General features: G+C 41.9%; 25 protein-coding genes. 18 read left to right on the forward strand and 7 right to left on the reverse strand.

Annotated features, from left to right (window positions below):
* Positions 1-10 precede the first annotated feature (10 nt).
* Positions 11-487, reverse strand: coding sequence for an SRPBCC family protein (locus B7P33_RS12840; protein WP_172435937.1), 477 nt, complete (start codon positions 485-487; stop codon positions 11-13).
* Positions 488-617: 130 nt separating this feature from the next.
* On the opposite strand from B7P33_RS12840, the gene B7P33_RS12845 reads away from it, so the two are divergent.
* The 9 genes from B7P33_RS12845 to B7P33_RS12885 all read left to right on the forward strand — a co-directional run bounded on the left by B7P33_RS12845 (position 618) and on the right by B7P33_RS12885 (position 9,233).
* Positions 618-1,124 (forward strand): DUF4251 domain-containing protein, encoded by a 507-nt coding sequence (locus tag B7P33_RS12845; protein ID WP_097442425.1) that lies wholly within the window; start codon positions 618-620, stop codon positions 1,122-1,124.
* 170 nt (positions 1,125-1,294) lie between these two features.
* Positions 1,295-1,882, forward strand: coding sequence for a porin family protein (locus tag B7P33_RS12850; RefSeq protein WP_172435938.1), 588 nt, complete (start codon positions 1,295-1,297; stop codon positions 1,880-1,882).
* Between the two features lie 34 nt (positions 1,883-1,916).
* Entirely contained in the window at positions 1,917-2,465 is a 549-nt protein-coding gene (locus tag B7P33_RS12855; protein WP_097442427.1) for a DUF6515 family protein, read from the forward strand.
* Positions 2,466-2,476: 11 nt separating this feature from the next.
* A complete protein-coding gene (locus tag B7P33_RS12860) occupies positions 2,477-3,103 on the forward strand; it encodes a hypothetical protein (RefSeq protein WP_141402474.1) in 627 nt (208 codons plus the stop codon).
* A 101-nt stretch (positions 3,104-3,204) separates the two neighbouring features.
* Positions 3,205-4,218, forward strand: a complete 1,014-nt coding sequence (locus B7P33_RS12865) for a sensor histidine kinase (RefSeq protein ID WP_172435939.1) — start codon at positions 3,205-3,207, stop codon at positions 4,216-4,218.
* Positions 4,215-4,970, forward strand: coding sequence for a LytR/AlgR family response regulator transcription factor (locus B7P33_RS12870; RefSeq protein ID WP_097442430.1), 756 nt, complete (start codon positions 4,215-4,217; stop codon positions 4,968-4,970). The genes B7P33_RS12865 and B7P33_RS12870 overlap by 4 nt, the downstream gene beginning before the upstream one ends.
* 91 nt (positions 4,971-5,061) lie before the next feature.
* Entirely contained in the window at positions 5,062-5,856 is a 795-nt protein-coding gene (locus tag B7P33_RS12875; protein ID WP_097442431.1) for a sterol desaturase family protein, read from the forward strand.
* A 159-nt stretch (positions 5,857-6,015) separates the two neighbouring features.
* Positions 6,016-8,394: a TonB-dependent receptor gene (locus B7P33_RS12880; protein ID WP_097442432.1), complete on the forward strand. Its 2,379-nt coding sequence runs from the start codon at positions 6,016-6,018 to the stop codon at positions 8,392-8,394.
* A 2-nt stretch (positions 8,395-8,396) separates the two neighbouring features.
* Positions 8,397-9,233, forward strand: a complete 837-nt coding sequence (locus B7P33_RS12885) for a DUF4249 family protein (RefSeq protein ID WP_097442433.1) — start codon at positions 8,397-8,399, stop codon at positions 9,231-9,233.
* 48 nt (positions 9,234-9,281) lie between these two features.
* On the opposite strand, the gene B7P33_RS12890 is transcribed toward B7P33_RS12885, so the two are convergent.
* A complete protein-coding gene (locus B7P33_RS12890) occupies positions 9,282-9,695 on the reverse strand; it encodes a hypothetical protein (protein WP_141402475.1) in 414 nt (137 codons plus the stop codon).
* A gap of 169 nt (positions 9,696-9,864) precedes the next feature.
* Between B7P33_RS12890 and B7P33_RS12895 the strand changes: the two genes are divergently transcribed.
* The 5 genes from B7P33_RS12895 to B7P33_RS12915 all read left to right on the forward strand — a co-directional run bounded on the left by B7P33_RS12895 (position 9,865) and on the right by B7P33_RS12915 (position 12,548).
* The gene (locus tag B7P33_RS12895) at positions 9,865-10,350 is read left to right on the forward strand and encodes a nuclear transport factor 2 family protein (protein WP_172435940.1); all 486 of its coding nucleotides are present in this window, start codon (positions 9,865-9,867) and stop codon (positions 10,348-10,350) included.
* Between the two features lie 106 nt (positions 10,351-10,456).
* On the forward strand, positions 10,457-10,903 hold the full coding sequence (locus tag B7P33_RS12900; protein ID WP_141402476.1) for a hypothetical protein: 447 nt from the start codon (positions 10,457-10,459) through the stop codon (positions 10,901-10,903).
* 10 nt (positions 10,904-10,913) lie between these two features.
* Positions 10,914-11,120 carry a helix-turn-helix transcriptional regulator gene (locus B7P33_RS12905; RefSeq protein WP_097442437.1) on the forward strand — a complete coding sequence of 69 codons (207 nt, stop codon included), beginning with the start codon at positions 10,914-10,916 and terminating at the stop codon, positions 11,118-11,120.
* A gap of 46 nt (positions 11,121-11,166) precedes the next feature.
* On the forward strand, positions 11,167-12,285 hold the full coding sequence (locus tag B7P33_RS12910) for a DEAD/DEAH box helicase (protein ID WP_097442438.1): 1,119 nt from the start codon (positions 11,167-11,169) through the stop codon (positions 12,283-12,285).
* Positions 12,285-12,548, forward strand: a complete 264-nt coding sequence (locus B7P33_RS12915) for a DUF1456 family protein (protein ID WP_097442439.1) — start codon at positions 12,285-12,287, stop codon at positions 12,546-12,548. Before B7P33_RS12910 ends, B7P33_RS12915 begins: the two co-directional genes overlap by 1 nt.
* Here B7P33_RS12915 and B7P33_RS12920 read toward each other — a convergent pair.
* Positions 12,530-13,423 (reverse strand): ATP-grasp domain-containing protein, encoded by an 894-nt coding sequence (locus B7P33_RS12920; RefSeq protein ID WP_097442440.1) that lies wholly within the window; start codon positions 13,421-13,423, stop codon positions 12,530-12,532. The two genes, B7P33_RS12915 and B7P33_RS12920, sit on opposite strands and share 19 nt — an antisense overlap.
* Before the next feature lie 699 nt (positions 13,424-14,122).
* Between B7P33_RS12920 and B7P33_RS12925 the strand changes: the two genes are divergently transcribed.
* Positions 14,123-14,641 carry a hypothetical protein gene (locus tag B7P33_RS12925; RefSeq protein WP_097442441.1) on the forward strand — a complete coding sequence of 173 codons (519 nt, stop codon included), beginning with the start codon at positions 14,123-14,125 and terminating at the stop codon, positions 14,639-14,641.
* Positions 14,642-14,728: 87 nt separating this feature from the next.
* Here B7P33_RS12925 and B7P33_RS12930 read toward each other — a convergent pair whose 3' ends face one another.
* On the reverse strand, positions 14,729-15,412 hold the full coding sequence (locus B7P33_RS12930; protein WP_141402477.1) for a VOC family protein: 684 nt from the start codon (positions 15,410-15,412) through the stop codon (positions 14,729-14,731).
* 182 nt (positions 15,413-15,594) lie between these two features.
* Here B7P33_RS12930 and B7P33_RS12935 point away from each other — a divergent pair, with 182 nt between their 5' ends.
* Together B7P33_RS12935 and B7P33_RS12940 are read left to right on the forward strand one after the other, a co-directional pair.
* On the forward strand, positions 15,595-16,857 hold the full coding sequence (locus B7P33_RS12935; RefSeq protein WP_097442443.1) for an MFS transporter: 1,263 nt from the start codon (positions 15,595-15,597) through the stop codon (positions 16,855-16,857).
* A gap of 1 nt (position 16,858) precedes the next feature.
* Positions 16,859-17,785 (forward strand): EamA family transporter, encoded by a 927-nt coding sequence (locus tag B7P33_RS12940; protein WP_097442444.1) that lies wholly within the window; start codon positions 16,859-16,861, stop codon positions 17,783-17,785.
* A gap of 58 nt (positions 17,786-17,843) precedes the next feature.
* Here the strand turns inward: B7P33_RS12940 and B7P33_RS12945 are convergent, their stop codons facing one another.
* From B7P33_RS12945 to B7P33_RS12955, 3 genes are read right to left on the reverse strand one after another with little or no spacing between them, the layout of a single operon-like run.
* Positions 17,844-18,521: a LytR/AlgR family response regulator transcription factor gene (locus B7P33_RS12945; protein WP_172435941.1), complete on the reverse strand. Its 678-nt coding sequence runs from the start codon at positions 18,519-18,521 to the stop codon at positions 17,844-17,846.
* Positions 18,522-18,552: 31 nt separating this feature from the next.
* On the reverse strand, positions 18,553-19,581 hold the full coding sequence (locus B7P33_RS12950) for a sensor histidine kinase (protein ID WP_097442446.1): 1,029 nt from the start codon (positions 19,579-19,581) through the stop codon (positions 18,553-18,555).
* 14 nt (positions 19,582-19,595) lie between these two features.
* Complete coding sequence (locus B7P33_RS12955; protein ID WP_097442447.1) at positions 19,596-22,001, reverse strand: TonB-dependent receptor; 2,406 nt, start codon at positions 21,999-22,001, stop codon at positions 19,596-19,598.
* Positions 22,002-22,637: 636 nt separating this feature from the next.
* On the opposite strand from B7P33_RS12955, the gene B7P33_RS12960 reads away from it, so the two are divergent.
* Positions 22,638-23,489, forward strand: coding sequence for a metallophosphoesterase (locus B7P33_RS12960; protein ID WP_172435942.1), 852 nt, complete (start codon positions 22,638-22,640; stop codon positions 23,487-23,489).
* Positions 23,490-23,494: the final 5 nt, after the last annotated feature.

Raw genomic sequence — 23,494 nt, forward strand, 5'->3', positions numbered from 1 at the left:
TGGGCCATTTTCAAAACTCCAAAGGATTTACCGGTCTGCCTTCGAGATAATCCTTAAGACGATCCATAAAAAAATGCCAGCCGTTCAGGCCGCTTTCCCGCGTAAACTCAGGAATTTCGGTCGGAAATGGTTCCAAAACCCTATTCCGAACCGCTACCTCCACATTCCCATCAACTTCCTTTATGGTAAAAGACACCTCCGCTAGGCCTTCATATTCCGTATAATGCCATAAATAGGCGATCTGCCCATAAGGAACAACCGCAAAGACTTTCCAGACATGGGTAAATGTACGCGCACTGGGTTTGATCACAAATTGTGTTTGAAACCCCAATTTTGGCTTAAAATCAGGTATACTGCTAAAAAACCAAGCCAGCATACTTTCCTTTTCGGTAAGGGCCCTCCAGGCATCCTGTTTATTGGCCCGTATTAAACGTTCGACCACAATATCGGCTGGTACATCCATGGTGTTTACATTAATTGATCCCATAAATATATCCAAATAGATACACATCGGCATGGGCGAAACCCTACAGACTTACCCTTGGGTTGTTATAGACTAAAGTTATAGGTTTCAAGCCCGTGTAAAATCGTATATTTAAACATAAAAACCACAAAACATGCAAAAACTAATCATGCTCGCATTGATCTTGTGTGCGGGCCAAGTAATAAGCGCACAGGACAAAGAGGACAAAAAAGCGGCCAAGGCCAGCCAACACCAACAAGAATACGAAGCCACGAAAACCTTGATAGAATCAGGTGCCTATACCTTTACCGCCGACTGGGTCTCTACCCAAAAAGGTAGGCGTATTAACATTCAGGGCGATAACAATACCGTAAGTATAGCTTCTAAAAATTGTGTCGCCTATCTGCCTTTTTTCGGTACGGCCCATGTAGGAAAAATCGGGGGCAACGGTGGCTTTGAAGTAGATGGTCCGGTAGAAAATTACAAAGTAGAGTATAACGATGCCAAACAGCGTATTAAGATCAGTTTTGATGCCGATGGGAAGTCGGAGCGTTTGGGCTTTGTACTTTCGATTGGTAGAAAAGGCGGTGCCGATCTTAACGTGAACAGCAATATACGCGACAGTAACCGTTACGATGGTAAGGTTGGGCCCAAACTGTAGCTTGGTACGTTTGGGTTGGCAATACTGTCATTTGACATCCCGATTTAGCCGATTGACCTTGGACCAATAACCTTTATAGGATAGGCGCGCCTATTTTTGTTTTCAAAAAAAACATGAATATCCGTGCCCTATACTTACTAGGCCTTCTTCTTATTTCGACAACCATAACCATGGCCCAACACAGCAGTTTGGGCTTCCGTTTTGGTGGGGGCTTGGCGACCTTTAATGCCATGGATTCCGGATCTGGATCCTATCGATTTTCCCCAACATTCGGACTTGCGGCTAAATTTTCGAATTCACTTAGGGAGACCGTTTCCGTTCAGACCGAGTTGAACTATATCATGAAAGGCACCTTGGCCAGTTATGGCCTGAACAATGTCTATTTAGGCGATATCCGTTTTAACCTACACTACCTTGAGGTACCCCTGATGCTCAATTTGAAAATGGGACATGCCTTCCATTTTACGGTGGGCGGTTATGGGGCTATTTTGCTGGCAGCCGATTACGATTATAGGGGTACTTTTTCGGGCGGATGGGGCCCACTACAGCGCGGGGATTTCCAAGATTTTGACTTTGGTTCGGTTTTGGGGTTCGGTTTCGGTATTCCCCGGGGCAGCATTCAATTTTTATGGAAACAAGGGCTTCAAGATATTTCCGGAACCCAAACTGCCGATACCTTCTTGGCCGGTGCCCGAAATTCTGTTTTCATGGTATCCTTTACCCGATATTTCAAACCTAGAAGACGCCCGTCTTTGTAAATAGATCTACCACATTTTATTTAACTTCCTTAGTATGCGTTTTCTACTCATAACATTATGTTTCCTTTTTTATACCCAGGTCGAGGCCCAACGTACCGTGGTCGTAAAACGCCCAGGGCGTACGGTAGTACGTACTACCGGCCCCAAGGTAATCTATCGTAGACCAGTAGCCCGGGTCCGCGTTGTACATACCCTGCCCCGTGGTACCGTAGTGGTAAGCCATGGACCTTATAGCTATCACTATATCGGGGGCATCTATTACAGACCCTACAATGGCGTTTATAGGATCGTACCAGCACCCATAGGCTTACGGGTTACCGTATTGCCCTTAGGCTACCGAATAATTCGCGTGGCAGGCGTCAGTTATTATTTTTACCATGGGACATTCTATAAGAAAAAAGCGGAAACATACGTGGTTGTAAATGCCCCATTGCATGCCGTGGTAACAACCTTACCTGATGAAACCGACACCATTGAAATAGATGGAAAAACCTATTTTGAATTCAACAATGTGCTATATATATCTATAGAAACGCCCGACGGTCAGGCATATAAAGTGACCGGTACCTTAGAAACTGATTAAAAATGAAATCCATGAAAAAACATCTAATCCTAGTACTCGTTCTATCTATTTCCGTATTCGGACTGGCCCAAGACAAACTAAAACCCAAACAAAAAGAGGCCGCCAAGGAAAACCTAAAGCAGTTTATGTCAGATTTAAACCTATCTGAAGACCAAAAAGAATCGTATTTGGCCATAAGCAAGAAATATGGAGAGCAATTGAAATCCTTAAAAGATTCAGATGCCCCAAAACAAGAAAAACTAAAAGAGGCCCAACACATTAAAACAGCGAAAGATACTGAAATGAAAAACCTTTTGTCCGACGCCCAATACCAGACCTATCTAAAACATAAAGAAGATATGCGGGAAGTCTTGAAGGAAATGGGGGATGGCCCCATGGCCAAGTATCTAGATGAGATGAACCTTAGTGCCGAACAGGAGGAAAAATTCATGGAAATCAGTAAACGCTATGGCGAGCAGATGAAAGCTTTAAAAAATAGTTCGGATAGCAAATGGAAAAAATATAAGGCCCTGAAAGAAATCAGAAAAAACAAAGATGCCGAAATGAAGGCTTTGCTCAGCAAAGATCAATTTAAGGTGTACGAAAAAATGCAGGCTGAGGCCAAAAAGAAATTCAAGGAGCAGCGAAACAAGAATTGATCGTTGCCTAAATGAGCACGAAAAAGGGAAGGAGCGATCTTTCCCTTTTTTTATAATGGCACCATTCGATGCAGTTCAAAAGAAAACGTAACTTATACCCAATGTCAAAACCCATTTTTTATAAAGCGATCCGTATAGCCCTATTCACCTCCATATTGGTGAACCTACCCCGGATCTTGGGGGTTTTAGCCCAGACCAAAGAAACATTGATTCCGGTTTCGGCACCCGATACCGCATTAAGGTTGGTGTTCGTGTTTCTTTTTAGTTTGGTCGTTCTTGGGGTACATCTAAGACCCATGCTTCAACTGAATAAGCCCTCCATACAATTTAAAAACGTGGCGGTAACGATCTTGGTCATGATATTTTTCGTAATCGGGTTCCGAATAACCGAAAAGTGGGTCAATGACGGAACCATGACCCTCTTTCCCCGATTTACCAACTATGTCTATTTATTACTTTTGGTCTGTCTCACCATTATGGCCCGGGCCATGGTCTTGGAAGAAAGACGAAAGATCACCGCCTTTGAAACCGAACGTTTAAAGCGAAAAGCCATATTGGCCGAATTGGAAAGTCTAAAAAACCAAACCAACCCCCATTTTTTATTCAATGCCCTGAACTCCTTGACCCATTTGGTAAAGCAAGACCAAAACACGGCGATCATGTTCATTGAACAACTATCGCAGACCTACCGCTATATCTTAAAAGCAAAGGACCAACATGTGGTTACCCTTTCGGAAGAACTTGAATTTTTACGACACTACCTTTTCTTGATACAACAGCGTTTTGGCGACAAGCTACAGCTAAGCTTGGATCTTCCAACTAGCGTACATCAGCACCAATTACCCGTATTGGCACTACAGCCCTTGGTAGAGAACGCCATAAAACACAATGAGGTCTCGAAGGCTTTTCCGCTTCGGATAAAAATCGAAATGCATAAGGACACCCTTTGGGTCAGTAATCCCATTAAACCCAAAATAGGGTCATCGGAAAGTTTTGGTATCGGTCTGGACAATTTAAACGAGCGATTCCATTTACTCTTGGGCGAAAATATTGAAATCGTAAATGAAGACGGACATTTTAAGGTAGGTCTACCCCTAAAACCCACAATAATATGAAAGTAGCCATAGTAGAAGACGAAGCCCTGGCGGCGCAAAGGTTACAAGCCTTACTTCTTGAAGCAGACCCTAATATTGAGGTTAGTACCACCCTCGATACCGTTCGTGCGGCGGTTTCCTATTTTTCTACCAAGCCCGATCTAGATTTGATCTTTATGGATATCCAACTGGCCGATGGGTTGGCCTTTTCCATCTTTGACCAAGTCCAAATCGATATCCCTATTGTTTTCTTGACCGCATATGACCAATATGCCCTGAAGGCCTTTGAAGTGAATAGCATCCATTATCTTCTTAAACCCATTACCATGGAAGCTTTGGAAAGGGCCTTACAAAAACGGGAAGACCATCATCAATCTAGAAATACTCCCTTGTTAAGGCAGTTGGCCGAACAGCTACAGAACCCACGAAAATTCAAGGAAACCTTTTTAGTCAATCATCGCGACCGGCTGCTCCCCATTTCCATTGATAAAATCGCCTATTTCCTCATTAAGGAACAGGTTGTGTTCTTATTTGAAAAATCAGGAAAAAACTACAAAACAGACCAAAAACTCGAAGAACTGGAACAGGAATTGGATCCACGTTGGTTTTTTAGGGCGAACAGACAGTGTATCGTACACAAAGATGCCATCCATAGCCTTCAACATTACTTTAACGGGAAGCTCATTCTCAATACGGATCCCCCTTGTCCGCAACGTTTGGTCATAAGTAAAAGCAAGGCCCCTTTAATAAAAAGTTGGCTCACCCAAAGTTGAAAACCGACGCTTCACCACCCTTTTCGGTCACTTGGCACAACTAGGCCCAAAACTTACCGACTGCCCATAGTAGTTTTACCGAAAAACAACTATGGAAACCAGCATTGCCAGCATTTTATTCTATGTATTCGTGGGCTTGATCGCCTTGGAGGTATTGTGGGCCTTCCTCTCGAAAAAAAACAGCTATAACCTAAAAGACTCTTTGACCAATCTGTTTATTATCGCCATAGGCAAATTGATCAAACCCTTATCGCTTTTATGGGCCCTTTGGTTATTTGAATGGGCAGAGATCTATCGTATTTATGAGCTACCGACCAATGAATTGGTATTGTGCCTCACCTTTCTAATGGTAGAGCTGGTTTATTATTGGTACCATCGGTTAAGCCACGAAATACCTTTTCTCTGGTCTATCCACCATACCCATCATTCCAGCATGTGGTTCAACCTTACGGCAGCGGGAAGACTAAACTGGTTCGGCAAGTTCATCTCTATGTTGTTTTATGTACCCTTGGTATTATTGGGCTTCGACCCTGTTTTGATCTCGTTGAGCTTGGCCATTAGCCTATTTTATCAATTTCTTTTACATACCGAGGCCATAGGTAAACTGGGCGTCTTGGAGGGTATCTTCCTGAACACCCCTTCGGCCCATAGGGTACACCACGGATCCAACCCCGATTATCTCGATAAAAACTATGGCGGAATGTTGATTCTATGGGATCGGATTTTCGACACCTACGTTCCCGAAACGGAAAAAGTGAATTATGGTGTCACTACCGGTTTTATAGGCCATAACCCCTTAATCATAGTATTCAAACCCATGGTCGATTACCTAAAAAGGACTTGGCAAGTTTTCGAGACCGACACTATAACCAAAACCAAAAAGTAACCCCCGGGCACTTCAGATAGGTATTCGCTTAAGCCAATATACTTGTTAGCATAGGAAAGGTATACTTCGTAAAAGTAAATGCAACGCCCCAACCTATTTACCTACTGGATCTGCCCAAATAGGCCCTCGAACCCGGGGGCCTATATAATCCCTTGATCAATGAAGTACAAACTATTGTTTTGGGTGTTGACCACGCCTTTGTTTTTATGGTCCCAAAATCAAATCAGTGGTATCGTCAAAGACGATGCCAACGGGGAAACCATACCTTTTGCTACCGTTATGGTAAAAGATACCGATACGGGAACCATGGGTAACTCCGACGGATACTTTAGTCTTTTCAATGTCCCCGAAGGTAGTACCCAGCTCCAAATAAGCCATGTAGGCTATAAGACACTTTATTATACCCTAGACGAAGCGACTGCGATGCCCATTGAGGTCCGTTTGACCGCCTTGGCCACGGAACTGGGTGAAGTGGTGCTTACCCACCATCAGAACAAAATACTAAATGTAGAGCAGGGGGTTAGCAAGGTAGTTATGGCCACCAACCAGCTCAAACTTTTGCCCAATGTGGGCGAGGTTGATGTATTTCGATCATTACAGCTACTCCCGGGGGTCAGTGCCACCAACGAAAATAGCTCGGGCCTTTTCGTTAGAGGGGGGACCCCAGACCAAAACCTGGTCCTTCTAGATGGTATGACCGTGTACAAAGTAGACCATTTCTTCGGGTTCTTTTCCGCCTTCAACACCAATGCCATCAAAGAAATACAATTATACAAAGGGGCATTTCCCGCCAAATATGGAGGTCGTACCTCTAGTGTCGTCGATCTTATGGGCAAGACCGGAAGCTTTGAAAAAATCGGCGGTCAATTCGGCATCAATCTATTAAGTGCCAATGGATTTCTCGAAATTCCCTTACACGACAAATGGTCGATCTCCATGGCCGGTAGGCGGTCGTATACCGACATCATGGAAAGCCCTTTGTTCAATTCCATTTCCGACAACCTTTTGGACAGTGACGCCCCCGCCACCTTGACCAATGCCGAAATACAACAAGTAGAACCTGATTTTTATTTCTATGATTGGAATACCAAACTATCGTACCGACCGAGTTCCAAAGATTTGATCAGTTTAAGCACCTATAGCGGAAAGGATTATTTGGATGAATCAAGAATCCTGAACCGGATCATTACCCCTCCCCAAACGGCTGCGATTACCATAGCAGGGGCCATCGATGAATTTACCAATTGGGGCAATAACGGGGCGTCATTGAAATGGTCACGTCAATGGGATTCAAAATGGTATACATCTCTATTGATGGCCGGTTCGGAATACTTTAGCAATTATGATCGTCAAATCGGTTTTTTGGTAACCCGCGATGGGGAGCCCGAGCCCATACAAGATTTCAATACCCAGATTATTGAAGACAACAAAGTCGAAGAACTAAAGGCTTCCATAGACACCGAATATGCATACAACGGCAAACATAAAATCGGTTTTGGGGCCTCATACACCCAAAACCATATCGATTATAGTAATGTTAGGGACGAAGACACCATTATTTTAGAGCGCTCGCAGCAGGCCCATTATCTAGCGGCCTACCTCTCCGATACTTGGGTACCGACCGAAAAACTGAATATTGAGATGGGACTTAGGGCCAGTTACTACAACCTGACCAACGACTTTTTACTGGCCCCACGTTTTTCGATGCGTTATCAACTAAGCCCTAAAACCCAATTAAAGGCAGCCTATGGTAAGCATTATCAATTCACCAACAGGATCATAAACGACAATATTACCGAAGGCTCCCGGGATTTCTGGATGTTGGCCGAAACCGACATTATCCCCATCAGTGAGGCCGATCTTTATGTTCTTGGGATTTCCTATGAGACCCAGGGCTGGCTGTTCGACATCGAAGGCTATTACAAATACCTATCGGGTCTTTCGGAATTCTCACAGCAGTTCCGAAGGACCAATGGCAATGGCGAGGCCCAACTTTTCTTCTTTGGGACCGGTATAACCAAAGGGCTCGAATTTCTGATCCAGAAAAAAAGCGGTGCCTATACCGGATGGATCTCTTATACCTTGGCCCAGGTGCGCAATACCTTTCCCGAACTAAATTACGGCGCTTCTTTTCCGGCCTTGCACGACCAGCTCCACGAACTGAAATGGGTTCAGAATTACGAACTGGGTCGGTGGAATTTTTCGTCGACTTTTACCTATGGTTCCGGTAAACCCTACTCAGAGCCCCAAGGGCAATACAGTATTGACCTGCTAAATGGCGACGGTCTCGGGTTCGTTGATGTTGGTTCTAAAAACGGATCGCGTTTGCCTGCATACCATAGGTTAGATGTGGCCGCCATGTATCGTTTTCCCCTGGGTAAACGTATTCAATCGGAAGTTGCCCTATCCGTTTTCAACCTTTATAACCGCAAAAACGTTTGGTATTACGAGTACGATTTTAACCAAAGTCCGGTATTGGTAACCCAAATCAATTATCTGGGTACCACCCCGAACCTATCCTTCAATCTAAAATTTTGACCATGAAAAGATTCATATTCCTACTCTATTGCTTGCCTTTTTTTGGCTGTACGGAAGATAACTCCCTAAACGATATCGACAATTTTATCGTAGAAGGCTACCTCACCAATTTAGAGGGAATAAAACAGCTTCGGGTTAAGGAGGTTTTCGATTTGAATGCCACATCGGACCCCATGCAAGACATAACGGATGCCCAGATCGAACTGGTTAAGGCCGGTGAGGTCTTTACGTTGTATTATGACGAAAACCTAGCAGGCTACACCAACCCGAATGTGTATGTGGACAGTGGCGATATTTTTGGGATTTCGGTCGAAAGAAATGGGCGTACGGCATCTGCAACTACCCAGGTTCCCATGCCCACCAAAGACTTGGGCATTACCCCTGAGACCATCGAAATTCCTGAAATAAAATTGGAAATAGGGATTCAGGAAACCTTACAACAATTAATGCAGAACGCCAGGTTTACCGTAAACTGGAGCAATCCGGATCAATTGCCCCATATACTGATTTTTGAACTGATACAAGGTGAAGGCCCCATCTTTCCCGAAAATTTTCCCTTACCGGAAAATATCGAATCGCTTTTAAGAGGTTTTTCATTGGTATCCAACCCTATTATAACCGATACGTACACGGTTCCTGCACTAAGTTTTCCAGAATATGGTGAATACCGCGTATATGTGTACCGGGTAAACCAAGAATACGTAGATCTTTTCGACACCCAAAAGCAAGATTCGCGTGAATTGATCGTAGCCCCAAGCAATGTAGTGAATGGTTTAGGCATTTTTACGGCCATGTCGGGTGAGGTAGTAACCTTTCGTCTCTCTAAACCCCTCCCATAAAGAAAGCCCCAATTACGGGGCTTTTAAGATAAATTCTTGCGTTCGAATCTACATACGGTTAAGGTGCTCCAACACACTTTTGTTCAAGATTTCACTCCATTCCAAATGTTTGGCATATTGAGCACTACTCAAGATTTTCTTAACTTCTTTGTTTTGCTTCTTTTGCAATTTCAGGTATTCGCTATACACCTTGTCCTTACTTAAACCTTTATCCTTATCGTTCAGGCGTTTCATCTTAACCACATAATACAGCACCACTGAGTAATACTCATCCCGTATCTCTTGTTCCGGAATGGCACTTTTGGTTTCATTGTAAAACCAAATCTGAAGGTTATCGCGTTCTTCATCGGTAAAAATCTCAACCTTGTTATCTTCCTTGTCCGATTGGGCCGTCTGCGCCTGAACACTTTCCGTACCCAAAACAAATAATATTAGGGCCGGGAATAAAACTAAAAACTTCATAAAGTTCATCATCTGAATTAGGATAGTAAAACGCAAGAAAACAGGCTTTAGTCTGCCCAATCTTTTACTTTTTTCCATATTCTGTAACCTCTCGTTGGTAAAACCGTCAAACCCTAATTGATCAAAGGCCAAATCTTGGCCAGATTAGAATCGACCAAAAATGAAAAGCATGAAACCAGTATTACGAATTTTAAGCGTATTTGTATTAAGCGGAATGGCCTACGCCCAGGAACCCAGTTTGGAAAACACCATTCAAAAATTGGATAGTTTGCTATTTGAGGCCGGTTTTAACCAATGCCATATACAAACCATGGCCCAATTAATTGCAGAAGACTTGGAGTTTTACCACGACGAAGGCGGTGTTTCCCATGGGAAGGACGTCTTTTTAAAGATCACGGAACAGAATATCTGTGGTAATCCGGATAAAAAGCCATTACGGGAATTGGATAAGGCCAGTCATAAAATATACCCTTTATACGATCAAGGTAAACTCTATGGGGCCGTACAATACGGTATACACCGATTTTATATCAAAGAGCCCCAAAAGGACAAATACTTGACCAGTACGGCTCAATTTACACACCTCTGGTTAAAAAGAGGAAACCAATGGGTGTTAAAACGGGTACTGAGTTACGACCACAAAGCACCACAGTAAATCCGATTTTTCCCCTGCAACGTTGCGGGAAATCTCAAATTTTACAAAGTAAAGTATATTTTACTATTTTATCTGTATATTTGACATATAATCAAATATACTTATTATGACATCATCAAAATTTCACGAACAGGAAAGACGTCGTTTCGACCGAATGACACGTTGGCAATTGCCCTACAGTTACAAAAACATTGGGTTGGCCCTCACCGCCATGGCCATTTTGGCCCTTATAGGCACTAAAATCTTTTGGGACGAACGCCCCGAGGGTCTAAAACTCGCCCTCAATATCGTATTGGTGTTGGGTATGCTCATCATTTCCTTGGCCAAGGAAAAAGTAGAGGACGAACTTATGCAAAGCCTCCGTACCCAAAGTTACCGTTGGGCCTTTGTTACCGGAGTGGTATACGCTTTGGTACAACCTTGGATCACCGTTGGTGTTAGCTCATTATTGGGCAGTAGTGAACATGCTACCGAAATGGGCGCTTTTCAGCTGCTGTTTTTTATGCTCTTCGTTCAACTCTTGTCGTTTTGGAACCTAAAACGAACGGCCTAAAACCTGTCCCATGAAAAACCGTTTAAAAGTTGAACGGGCCATCTTGGACCTTACCCAAGAAGAATTGGCCCAAAAAATTGGGGTATCTCGCCAAACCATAAGTTCCATAGAGAAAAACCGTTATGTGCCCTCTACGGTGCTGGCCTTAAAACTATCACGATTGTTCGAAAAACCGGTCAACGATTTCTTTGAGTTGGAACCTAGTGACCTCGAATAGGGGAATAGGCCGTGAATAACACTATCTTTGCGGCATAAAGCTTACTATGTCCGATTTTAAATCTTTGGGGGTTACACCACATTTCGTAAAATCCCTTGCCGAAATAGATATCAAGCGTCCGACCCAGATACAGGAAAAGACGGTTCCGTTTTTGTTGAACGAAATCCGTGATTTCGTAGGTCAGGCCCCAACAGGCACAGGAAAAACAGCCGCCTTTGGCTTGCCCTTATTACATCAGATAGATCCTGATAAAGCGGTGGTACAAGGCTTGATCTTGGCGCCCACCAGAGAGTTGGCCCAACAGATCAAAAAACAATTGTTCAAGTTCACCAAATACGCCCCTAAGAAGATATTCGTAGAGGCCGTTTTCGGTGGAGCCAAGATAGAACCTCAAATAAAGGCCCTAAACCGTACCACCCATATCGTTGTAGCCACCCCGGGTAGGTTGTTGGAATTGGTAGAAAAAGGGGTACTCGACATACAACAAGTAAAGACTTTGGTCTTGGACGAGGCCGATGAAATGCTCAGCTTAGGTTTTAAGCAAGATCTGAACCGTATTCTAAAATATGCGGCCGGCCAACGTAAAACTTGGTTATTCTCAGCCACCATGCCCGAAGACATCAAAAAGATCATTCGTAACTATATGGCCTCAGATGCCATGCATATCCGTTTGGAGGAAGGCGGCAAATTGAATCCGAATATAGAACACCGTTTTATTCAACTCCCGGTCAAGGAAAAATTCAGGGTGCTGACCATTTTTCTAAGACGCAATCGCGATGCCCATGGGGTAATTTTCTGTAAGACCAAGGCCGAAGTTCGCAACCTATTCGAATCTTTGAACGAACAAGGTTTTCAAGTAGCCGCTTTGGAGGGCGATATGACCCAAAAAGATCGCGATAAAGTCATGCGGGCCTTTAAAGGCAAAAAACTAAAAGTATTGATCTCTACCGATATTGCCGCTCGCGGAATCGATGTACGGGATTTGGCCTATGTGATCCATTACCGTTTGCCCGAACAATTGGAATATTATACCCACCGGAGTGGCCGTACGGCTAGGGCAGGTAAAAGTGGAGTGTCCCTCGCCTTTATCGTAAACGAGGAAATGCCCCTAATGCGCCGCATTGAAAATGAATTGGATATTAGATTTAAGAAACTGGAAATATAATGGCACTTACCAATAACGACATATTTAAAAAACTACGTGTTGCCCTAAAACTACGCGACGACGAAATCGTAGACATTTGTGCCCTGGCCGATTTTAAAGTGAGTAAAAGTGAGATCGGCGCCATTTTCAGAAACGAAAACCATCCTAAGTATATGGAGTGTGGTGATCAGTTCCTTCGGAATTTCCTCAACGGATTAATCATTTACAAAAGAGGCCCCATGCCGGCCAAAAAGGAAAAAACACCTCAGGATAAACGTGCGTAGATCAGTTGGGCCAAAACCGTAGCGGCCTCTGGTCGATGACGGAACCACAGCTCAGGCTCTACCAATTCCACTTCAGACAACACCCAGCAGCCTTCGTTTTCCCAAATAAGGTCTACCCGGGCATATAACGGCATTTCGGGACAAGCCTGTAAAACGGTTTCCCCTAAAGGGATTACCGCCTTGTCGGGATCGTATTCGGCCACCGAACCCCCAAAATCGTCCTGTACTCGAAAATCACCCGCTTTGGCTTTTTTGATTACCGCATGGGAGTATTGGCCCCCAAAATACATCAGCGAGATTTCACCATGACTCAGAATATGCTGCTGAAAAGGTTGCAATAAAAAGTCCTCCTGGGCCGAAAGTTCTAGAAACAAGGACGCATATCGATCTATCTCCTCAGCTGTTATTCGATAGGTATGTCGCCCCCCGGCCGAAATACATGGTTTTAGCACGAATTCATCCCATTGGTGCTTCAAAATCCATTCCTGTAAGGGTTTTTGGTTCCCCTGGGGTACCAATACAGAGGGACAAACCGGCACGCCCTTTTTTTCTAAATCGAAGAGGTAGCGCTTGTCGGTATTCCAACCCACGATTTCCCGCGAATTAAAAAGCTGCACGCTTATGGGCAATTGTGCCAACCACTTGGTAAACTCCTCAAAGCGATCCATATAGTCCCAAGTACTTCGAATGACCAGGCCTTGGCATTGGCCCCAATCGAAATCGGGGTCACTCCACGATTTTCGGGTCACTTGTAACCCAAGAGCTTCCAAAGCCTGTGCCAAGAGCCCGTCTTCTTGCAGTACATTGGCCAAAAGCCCGGTGGCATCGGTAGTAGTAAGATGAGCGTCGTCGGTAAGAATGCAGATGTGATACATGGGTGAAGCGCTATATTTTCTTCAAAAATATCGCAAATGTATCTAAGCAACCTACAGTAAAGATTCTATTATTTGAAATCACAACTTTAATAGGGCACCTTTCCGGGATGAAAATTGACAAAGATAACTTACCGGACGCTTTAGCCTGAACTCTATCAATTGTATTCCCCCCAGTTTAGAGTTGTATAATGGGGTAAAGGGCCTTTATAAGATTAGTGACACTATGACATATTATCCGTTATGGAATAGTATTCGTAGATTATGTGTTAAATTATTAATTGTATGACAAACATTGAAGATGACATAACGCTAAAGATGCAAGACAAGACGATTGCTAAAGTTAGGAGGAACATTGAAGAAAACACCACTAAAAGCTTTAGAGAAAAAGCCCTAAGGATTTTAACTGATTCCGAAATACTAAATGACTTACATAGAATTAACAGCTAATTATAACGCTATATAGATTCTGAGTTTCTTCCCTTCTAATGCCAAAATATGCCTTTGTAACGGTCAGAGCTTTTTCTTTGGTTTTACTATCTATAATTGGTATTGGGCTTGAATGAACTATAATAGCATAAATATTCAGTTAGTACCGGACATCCAGTCTTTTCAACAAATACGGTTGATAAGTCCTAAACCATGTTTTTATATACGACCGACACATCGTTTATTTTTGATATGCAACCATAATCAATAATAATGACCGCCGTACCGTTACCTACTGATAACTTATACAAATTCATCGCCTTGTCTGGGGTTACCATTTTTATTTTTGGGTTTTACACCATTAATAACGAATCAAAAAGCGTAAACACTCTTGCTGAAGAAATTACAAATTATTCAATTAAGGATAGCATTTGGTTGGTGAACTTCGATTTCGAGCTTGAATTGGCGAAAATGCATTTGACTGATAGTACACTCAAAATTCACAGGAAGAAGAAGTTAATGAAAACTATTGATTCATTATCAAAGGAATTACAAGATTTCAATAGAAGAAGTGCTAAGTATAAATCTGATAAGTTTCAAGCCGAAAGACTAAAAGACAGAATTGAAATGGGATGGAAAGTAGTTTATGGAGGGATACTCCTAATGTCATTTGGGTTCGTGACGTGGTATCAAAAACATCAAAAGTATCTTGATTATGAAAGAAAACTAATTGGTTTAAAGGCAGAACAAAAGCTAAGAAAAGTTGATAATAAAGAAAAGTCCAAAAACTAAAGGGCCCAATCCTACCTTACGAACCCAAAAAAATTCATCGTTGCTACCACGCGCATGCTCGAATAGGTTGGCGAAGTATGAAAAACATTATCCCATACTAGTATTCCCTGCCCCTTTCAACACCCCATTCTTAAAATCCATAGAATAACTGATGCCCTGTTCCTCAAACTCGATTTCAAAGGTTGAGCTATAAGCCGTATCCCCAGTAGGGAACCAATCTTTGATGTGCTTGTTTATACCAATGAACAATCCGTTTTCATCACCCATGGCACAAAAACGTTCAAAACTACCATCGTAAATAGGCAGATCTACCGTGGATCGCAGGCTTTTATAGGTTTGGGCAATATCGGTAACCGGGACACCGATTTCTGAAATATTAAGCAAAGCGGACTCATCAAAAGGCCGTTGACTCTCGTTCCTAAGGTTTCTACGGGCAATACATTCCACGATATTCCCATCGGCATCATAAAAATAAATGGCTTGGGCATTCCATTTTTGGAAATCCTGTATTTCATGGGGACCATCTTTTAAAATAGGCAGCCTGCCTGCCAGCCACCTGTGGGCTTCCTTTGCTTTATTCGCCGGAATATTGATGGCAAAATGATAGGGGGTAAACCCAGCGGAACGTATCAATCGCAAGCGCGAATCCCCTATATCAAAAACCACCGAATCTTCTTGCTGCTCAACCAAGGACAAGCCTAGAGTTGTGGTATAAAAATGGGTCTGTCCCGGTAAATCGGCACAATACAAGGTCAAGGCTTTGATTTTCATAACATCCGGTTTTTTCGATGGGGTACCCCATACATTAGCTGCCATTCAAAGTTCGAGACAAAAAGTAGCGCCACCAATCAATTTTTAAAATGAAAAATGATAGCCCTATCACAAAAAGCTATAGGAAAGGAAATCGCACTAATAATGAATCCGCTAATTTTACTTTACCATATTAAAAATCCATGGCAAAAAACGACCCCTACGCCGCATTGCGTTTTCCTGAATTCAACCGCTTTTTAATGATGCGGTTCGCTATGGTCTTTGCCTGGTCTATGCAGTTCGTGGTCATAGAATGGGAGGTGTACCGCCTTACCAAAGATCCGCTATCACTAGGAATTATAGGGCTTATGGAGGTGATTCCGGCCGTTTCTTTGGCCCTTTTTGCGGGCCATATCGTAGATCAACGCGAAAAGCGCCGCTTACTGTTATGGTGTATAGCAGCCTTTATGGCTATAAGTGCAGGCTTGTTCATGCTGACCCTCCCCACATCTTTGGCGCAGCTGGGCACCCAATATAGTCTATACGGCATTTATGCCTTGGTATTCGTAGGCGGTATTATAAGGGCTTTTGTGGGACCGGGTATATTTTCATTATTAGCTTTGATCGTACCCAAACAAGCCTATCCGAATGCCGCCACCTGGAGTAGCTCGGTTTGGCAAATGGCCGTGGTATTAGGCCCTGCCTTGGCGGGGTTTGGCATACATTGGTTAGGCGTACCCGCTGCCATGGCGGTTATCGTGGCCTTTGCGCTATTGGCCTTTGTTTGCTTGTATAGCATTCCCGAAAAACCGGTGTTGAACACCAAAATAGGCGAGCCCGTTTTTCAAAGTTTAAAGGCCGGGTTGACCTTTGTCTATTCCAACAAAGCCATTTTAGGGGCATTGACCTTGGATATGATCGCCGTTTTGTTCGGTGGGGCCATAGCGCTGCTCCCCATTTTCGCTACCGATATTTTGGGGGTAGGGGCCAAAGGTTTTGGTATTTTACGTGCCGCCCCGGCCGTTGGAGCCTTGATTACTATGTTTAGCTCGGCCTATTTTCCGGTAAGCAAACGGGCCGGACTCAAACTTTTGGGGGCTGTTTTTGGTTTTGGGCTCTCCATCATACTTTTCGGGTTATCGACCTCATTTTGGCTTTCGGCCTTTGCGCTTTTCTTAAGCGGACTCACCGATGGGGTATCCATGGTAATCCGGCAGACTATTTTACAGCTCAAGACCCCAGATGCCATGCGGGGTAGGGTAGCGGCCGTAAACTCTATGTTCGTAGGTTCTTCGAACGAACTTGGGGCCTTTGAAAGCGGGCTAACCGCCAAATGGATGGGTACGGTTACCGCTGTGGTATTTGGTGGTAGCATGACCTTGATCACCGTAATTATCACTACTTTGGCTTCACCGAAATTTAGAAAATTAGATTTAACAAAAGATATAAAGAGACTGGATACCTAATATGGCTACACGTTCGAACAATCTTATGGTAATCTTGGCCTTTTTGGCCATCTACATCATATGGGGCTCTACCTATATGCTGAATAAAATCGCCGTAGCCGAAATTGCCCCCTTCCTTTTGGCCGGCATCCGGTTTACTATAGCGGGTCTCCTTATTTTTGTTTTGGCGAAATTGATGGGGCATTCCCTAAAAATCACCAAAAAGCAATTGGTGAATACCATAATCGCCGGGTTCTTATTTCTCACCTTTGGAAACGGACTGGCCGTTTGGGCCCTGCAATATGTAGATAGTAGTTTTGTGGCGTTGGAAATATCGGCCCAGCCTTTGATCGTGCTTTTAATGATGTGGGCCCTACAAGGTAAAAAGATATCGTCTATGTCGTTAATCGGCATCGCTTTGGGCATCGCCGGAATATTTATTCTAGCCTCCCAAAATGAGCTGGTCACCTCTGAAGGGGCCCTAATCGGCTTTTTCGTGGTTCTGTTGGCCATGCTCAGTTGGGCCTATGGCAGCCTTTTTGTTGGCAAAGCCGATTTGCCCCAGAACTATTTTATCAATACCGGATATCAGATGTTGGTTGGCGGATTGATGCTTTTTATAGCCAGTTTCGCCCTGCAAGAACCGATTTCTGCCCCAGAAAACTGGAGTGGTAAAGTGGTATTCTCTGTAGTGGCCTTGATTATTTTTGGAAGTATTATCGCCTTTACTTCCTTCAATTTCCTCTTAACCAAGGTATCCCCTGAAAAAGTGGCTACCAACACCTACATCAACCCCATTGTGGCTATTATCCTTGGTTGGTATTTTCTAGATGAAAAGATAACCGGAACCACCATAATCGCAGCCATCGTATTGCTTACGGGGGTATTTTTTATCAATAGTGGGAAGACCTTGAAACTGCCTAAAAAAAGCCGCAGACGTTGGGTATAAAACTTTTGTGTTTGACACTCATTTAGAAAGGGTAGGGGAGTAAAATGTATTGCTGGTTTTACTTACAGTAAGCTAAAAATGCTTCCTTAAATTTTCTACCTATGGGCAAGGTAACCGAACCAATTTGTATGGTTTTGGTAGAATAATTAGAAACTTTGTCTATAGATACTATAAAGGACTTATGGACCCTACAAAATCTATGTTGCGGCAAATTATCTAATATGCCTTTCATGCTTTGTTGGGTAAGGTAAAAACGTGAGGAGGTATAAATTTTCACATAATTATCCATGGCCTGTATATACAGAATATCATCATGGAAAATCTTAACGTTTTTATATTCAACCTTAATCTGAATCGCTTCCCTATTTGTTTGCAAAGACGGCAATTTAGTTAGGGCAATATGTTTTCGAACTTTAACAATCGCCTGATTAAACCGCTCCAAATCGAAAGGTTTTAAGAGATAGTCTACCGCAGATATATTGTAGCTTTCAACGGCAAAGCCACTGTGGGCAGTAGTAAAGATTATTGGCGGTATATCTGGAAACATTTTCACTAATTGTATTCCATTTATATCAGGCATATTAATGTCCATGAGTATAAAATCCGGCGGATCATTTTTAATATAGTGAATTGCCTCTAGCGGGTTTGCGAAACTATACTTCAACCCGACATTAGGAATTTTATCACAATAAGATTTTAATATTTCTAAGGCAAAAGGTTCGTCATCTACAGCCATGCCGTAGATTGTTTTATTATTCAATATCATATCAACCAAGGCTAGTATTTAGATCGATCGCCAATTTCACCTCATAGAAACCTTGAGTTGTTTTTATATCCAAAACATGGGCATCAGGATAAACAAGTTCTAACCGACGGGCTACATTTTTAATGCCAATATTCACCCCATCGGTTTTCTCTATTTTTGGAATAATTTGATTTCTAACGAGAAATTTTAAACGATTGGCATTAGCGGTAAATTGAATAAAAATTTGGGAAGATTGAATGGTACTCACCCCATATTTAAAGGCATTTTCTACAAATGGGATCAATAACATTGGAGCCACCTGTAAAGATTCGTTTTCTACATCTATTACTACATCTACAACTGTATGATTGGGAATTCTAAGCTTTTGTAAACTAATATATTTCTCTATATAGTTTATCTCATTACCAAGGGGGACCAAGTCTGACCCGGGTTCGGTTAAAACATATCGCATCATATCAGACAAGGCCATTAATGCTTTTGGTGCCCGGTCGTCTTTAGTAGAGGTTAAAAAGTAAATGCTGTTTAACGAGTTAAACAAAAAATGGGGATTGACTTGAGATTTAAGAAGGCCTAATTCAGCTTTTGTTTTTTCAGCCTCTAAGCGCGCCTTCGATTTTTGCACATCTGCCAAGCTACTCAAAATACTCGAACCCAAGACCAAAGCCAAATACATTAACAAAGCAAACCTAATCTTTGCTTGTCGGTACAGGTCTTGTTCTAAAAAAGATATGGTAAAGGGCGTGTCAGGAAAAAGCGAACAGATTAATATTGGCAGATAAAGATACACTATGGTAATAAATCCCACAGCGAGCAAATAGTAAAAAACACTGCCTTTTAGAAGTAATTGCGGTGTTAACTTAAAATAAAAAAGATGATAAAAAACAACCAGCAAAATACAGGAGATAATATAGTGTAATGGTACGTAGCCATAAAGGCGTTGAATATCGTCAAAAACCAATGTGGCACCCGACATTAATACAACAAGTAATACCGATCTAATTATCAATTTTATATTCGCCTTTCTAAACATTAGCTTCCCTTGCTTTAAAATGCTTCCATTTCGGTTTCCTTACGCTCTATTTTTTCATAATTATTGAACCTATAGCTTAGATTTAAGGAAAGTACGGGCCCAATTGAAAATTGTTTTGAAGAATTATACAAAGTTGGGGTTTGTACAACGGAGGCCCTTGTTCCTGTGGCAAACACATCGCGTAACTGAAATGTAGCAGATAATCTACGATTGAAAAAATCATTCCTTACCCCCATATTTATAGTATAAAACTCTTTTTCTTCACCTTGAACTGAAACGGAAGGGGAGTAGTAACTACCATCTAATTGTAGTTTACAGTTTAAACCCAGGTAAAAAATATTACTAAACCTTAAGTTCCAATTAAAAGAGTTATCGCCAAGATTGCCCGATTCCTCTATCTCGCGTTTAATTCTATAATCGAATAGGTTACCACTAAGGTTGGCCTCCCACCATTTGATGACTTTTATGTTGTACATGGCTTCAAGACCAAGGGCAAAGTCAGTACCTATATTATCGGGTTTTGCTAAAATAACCCCTTCTTGATAGACTGAGCTTATACGATCGATTTTATTATGGGTTATGCGGTAATAGGTTTCCAACGAAAGTCGACTGTTTTTCCAGTTTCTAATGTAATTTACCTCAAAAGCGTCGATATACTCGGGCAAAAGATCCGGATTACCTTGACGCACGTTAAAAAGATCGGACCAAGTAACAAAGGGCTCTAAATACCAACTTCTAGGCCTATTTATACGTCTGGTATAATTGGTCATTAACTGATTGTCGTCGTTTACATTCAGGGACAAATGTAGTGTTGGGAAAAAATCCAAGCGATCTACATTAAAGGTTGCAGGATCGGTCGAAGCCTTTATTTCCCTATAAGTATATTCTGAGCGCAATCCTAATTGATAGCCCCATTGCTCTTGTTGCCCCTTATATACCCCATATACCCCATAAATGTCTCTTGAATAATCTATATCGTTACTTTTATCGGGTTGAATGGCGAATGCATTAGTATCTAAATCGTACTCATATATCCTAATATCATCAGTAATCTTTCTGAGTCTAATATGGCTTCCAGCTTCAAGTAGCGATTCATTGCGTAAGGGCAAGGTATAATCTAAACGAATTTCCCAGCCCCCACTTGGGCCCATCTCAGAATTTGAGAACCCACTTTCAATTTCCTTGGTATTTCCATTTCTTAAAAAAGTCGTATTTTCTTCATCATTATCACCAATACCATAGTTTACCTGAACCATTAATTTCTCATTTTCCCTACTAAAATTATGGACGAAATTTCCAGTAAAATTGGTGTATATGCCCCCTCTTTTCCAATGACCGTCCGATAGCTCTATAAGCTGTGGTAACGCAGAATTTTGCGATGTAATATATTCTGCATTGGAATGGCCCAATGACCTTCTATACCCAATTCTACCCTCTAAAGAAAACGTATTATTGGCATTTAAGGTATAGTCCCATCCTCCTCTAAAACTCCACCCTTTACTTGTACGTTCTCCTAATCCGGAAGAAGCGATAGTAGTTTCGGTACCATTATCAGTTGTGCGCCTAAGGGCTTGTGATTCATTGGGGCTATTCCTTTCCCTGACTTCTGCACCTAAGAAGAAGTTAGATTTTTCTTTATTGTAATTGAGTAGAAAATCGCCACCGAAAGAGCCAAAAGACCCGGCACGTGCATTGATTAACCCAGATGTACCTTTGATTTTATTCTTCTTCAAGATCACGTTAACTATACCACCACTACCATCGGGTTGGTATTTAGAAGAAGGATTGGTTATTATCTCTATGTTTTGAATATTGGAAGCCGGAATTTGTTGGAGCACCTCACTGGGTTCTAAAACAGTAGGCTTTCCATCGATCAAGACTACAAAACTACTACTACCCCGTAACAAAACATTACCTTCTAAATCTACTCGAATAGAGGGAACGTTCTCTAAAACTTCTACGGCGGTTAAAGAAGACGATGTGAGCTCTTTGGTTACCGAGACAACTTTTTTGTCAATTTTGTATTCTACCTCATTCGTTTGTGATAATACAACAACCTCATCCAATTGTTCCCTATCTTCTTCTAAGAATATGGTTCCCAGGTCAATCGAATCGGAATTAATTTGAACATCTTTCAATAGTTTATGTGCAAAACCAATAAATTCAATTTTAACATCATAGCTTCCATTTTCCAAGCCTCGCAGACTAAAATTACCATTGGTATCGCTTATAGTGCCTGTTAAAAACCCTGGATCATCCTTTTTGGTTAGGCTTATAGTCGCATATTCTATAGGGGTCTGGGTTAGTTTGTCTTTAACATTACCCTTTATTTCACCTTTTCCGGCATTATCTGAACCTGTGGCCTTAAAGGTTCCTAAAACCAATAAACATATAACGGCCCAAAACTTAATCAATTCCATCTAATCAAACATTTCAGGCAAATTTGTAGCGCAATCTAATGTACGCCAAAAGATAATGGTCAATGACATGGTTGTATGGGTGTACGATAATGTCCTAAGAATAAGTTTCAGCAGCCAGGCCTAAGGTTCTTAACAATTTATGGCAGCCTCACCAACGAATAAACACTGTTACTAGCCACTAAAACGGTGGTAAGCGTAGTGCATACACAACTACAATATTGTAGTTCACCATTTTAGTTTTGTATTTCACAGAACCTGTGGCAATTTTAAAAAGTATAGGCCAGGTCATTACCGATTTTATTAAGATCCGATCACAGATTTAATAACGGAATAGGCATATGGCCAAGACATTCCCTCAAAAACAAACATATGTTTCATTTTACGATATTCATAGTTTTGATATTTGGAATAACCTACTTGTCATTTAGGCTAATATTACCCTTAAGGTTATCTAAGCAATTCGAGACGGCCGCATTATCCATTACCCTATTGCTGGGGTTATCTTACCCAGCTTACCAACAACTGGAATATTTAGACTACGCTTGGTTTAAACCTGTTGAAAAATGGAGTTATTTCTCGTTGGGTTTTATATCGCTATTATTTTGCATTACACTTTTAAAAGACCTAGCGTGGCTCTTGATCAAAATTTTTAAAAAGAAATTGATTTCAGAAAAATGGAAAAAAGGGCTTCTATTTTCTGTACCGATTATTTCTTTGGCACTATCGATACTTGGGTATTCGGCAGCCTTAACGCCCTACATTATAGAAATTCAAATACCTATTTCTGCCAACAACTTTAAAGACTTAACCATAGTACAATTATCCGACATTCATTTGTCTAGGGCCAAAAACCGAAACTGGTTTCCAAAAGTGGTTGAAACCGTAAACCGCCAAAAAGCTGACATTATCGTTATTACTGGGGATTTTGCGGATATGGTGCTACCAGACGAAGATAATATTTTGGATGATTTTGGTAGGTTAAAGGCCAAATATGGCGTCTTCGGTGTTTTAGGAAATCATGAATATTATGGGGGACAGGTTAAAGAATGGTCCGAAAAGCTCAATGCGCTGGGAGTGTCGATGCTAGAAAACGAGCATAAGATCATAGATCATAAAGGAAGCCAAGTTTTATTGGCGGGTGTTACCGATTATATTGCGGAAAGCAGGGATTTACCAATTCCCGATATTACCAAAGCCCTTTCATGTGAATCGCCGGCTTCTATTAAAATACTTTTATCCCACCAAGCTAAAAACCTAGAGTTTGCTTCAATGTCTGGGGTAGACCTACAATTATCTGGCCTTACACATGCCGGCCAATTTTTCCCATTTAACCTCTTAATTGGCTTCGCACATAAATATGTTAAAGGGCTATATAAAATAAATAATATGTACCTCTATATAAACCAAGGTACTGGTTATTGGGATATTCCCAACCGTTTGGGCACCCAATCGGAAATCACCTTATTCACTTTAAAATCAAATAATTAACACAA

The organism is Sediminicola luteus, from assembly GCF_002514735.1.
In the GTDB taxonomy this organism is placed as follows: Bacteria; Bacteroidota; Bacteroidia; order Flavobacteriales; family Flavobacteriaceae; genus HQA918.

Bases quoted from the DNA above. Each gene is read 5' to 3' on its own strand.
- B7P33_RS12840 (WP_172435937.1), bottom strand. From the start codon at position 487: ATGGGATCAATTAATGTAAACACCATGGATGTACCAGCCGATATTGTG.
- B7P33_RS12845 (WP_097442425.1), top strand. From the start codon at position 618: ATGCAAAAACTAATCATGCTCGCATTGATCTTGTGTGCGGGCCAAGTA.
- B7P33_RS12850 (WP_172435938.1), top strand. From the start codon at position 1,295: ATGGCCCAACACAGCAGTTTGGGCTTCCGTTTTGGTGGGGGCTTGGCG.
- B7P33_RS12855 (WP_097442427.1), top strand. From the start codon at position 1,917: ATGCGTTTTCTACTCATAACATTATGTTTCCTTTTTTATACCCAGGTC.
- B7P33_RS12860 (WP_141402474.1), top strand. From the start codon at position 2,477: ATGAAAAAACATCTAATCCTAGTACTCGTTCTATCTATTTCCGTATTC.
- B7P33_RS12865 (WP_172435939.1), top strand. From the start codon at position 3,205: ATGTCAAAACCCATTTTTTATAAAGCGATCCGTATAGCCCTATTCACC.
- B7P33_RS12870 (WP_097442430.1), top strand. From the start codon at position 4,215: ATGAAAGTAGCCATAGTAGAAGACGAAGCCCTGGCGGCGCAAAGGTTA.
- B7P33_RS12875 (WP_097442431.1), top strand. From the start codon at position 5,062: ATGGAAACCAGCATTGCCAGCATTTTATTCTATGTATTCGTGGGCTTG.
- B7P33_RS12880 (WP_097442432.1), top strand. From the start codon at position 6,016: ATGAAGTACAAACTATTGTTTTGGGTGTTGACCACGCCTTTGTTTTTA.
- B7P33_RS12885 (WP_097442433.1), top strand. From the start codon at position 8,397: ATGAAAAGATTCATATTCCTACTCTATTGCTTGCCTTTTTTTGGCTGT.
- B7P33_RS12890 (WP_141402475.1), bottom strand. From the start codon at position 9,695: ATGAAGTTTTTAGTTTTATTCCCGGCCCTAATATTATTTGTTTTGGGT.
- B7P33_RS12895 (WP_172435940.1), top strand. From the start codon at position 9,865: ATGAAACCAGTATTACGAATTTTAAGCGTATTTGTATTAAGCGGAATG.
- B7P33_RS12900 (WP_141402476.1), top strand. From the start codon at position 10,457: ATGACATCATCAAAATTTCACGAACAGGAAAGACGTCGTTTCGACCGA.
- B7P33_RS12905 (WP_097442437.1), top strand. From the start codon at position 10,914: ATGAAAAACCGTTTAAAAGTTGAACGGGCCATCTTGGACCTTACCCAA.
- B7P33_RS12910 (WP_097442438.1), top strand. From the start codon at position 11,167: ATGTCCGATTTTAAATCTTTGGGGGTTACACCACATTTCGTAAAATCC.
- B7P33_RS12915 (WP_097442439.1), top strand. From the start codon at position 12,285: ATGGCACTTACCAATAACGACATATTTAAAAAACTACGTGTTGCCCTA.
- B7P33_RS12920 (WP_097442440.1), bottom strand. From the start codon at position 13,423: ATGTATCACATCTGCATTCTTACCGACGACGCTCATCTTACTACTACC.
- B7P33_RS12925 (WP_097442441.1), top strand. From the start codon at position 14,123: ATGACCGCCGTACCGTTACCTACTGATAACTTATACAAATTCATCGCC.
- B7P33_RS12930 (WP_141402477.1), bottom strand. From the start codon at position 15,412: ATGAAAATCAAAGCCTTGACCTTGTATTGTGCCGATTTACCGGGACAG.
- B7P33_RS12935 (WP_097442443.1), top strand. From the start codon at position 15,595: ATGGCAAAAAACGACCCCTACGCCGCATTGCGTTTTCCTGAATTCAAC.
- B7P33_RS12940 (WP_097442444.1), top strand. From the start codon at position 16,859: ATGGCTACACGTTCGAACAATCTTATGGTAATCTTGGCCTTTTTGGCC.
- B7P33_RS12945 (WP_172435941.1), bottom strand. From the start codon at position 18,521: ATGGCTGTAGATGACGAACCTTTTGCCTTAGAAATATTAAAATCTTAT.
- B7P33_RS12950 (WP_097442446.1), bottom strand. From the start codon at position 19,581: ATGTTTAGAAAGGCGAATATAAAATTGATAATTAGATCGGTATTACTT.
- B7P33_RS12955 (WP_097442447.1), bottom strand. From the start codon at position 22,001: ATGGAATTGATTAAGTTTTGGGCCGTTATATGTTTATTGGTTTTAGGA.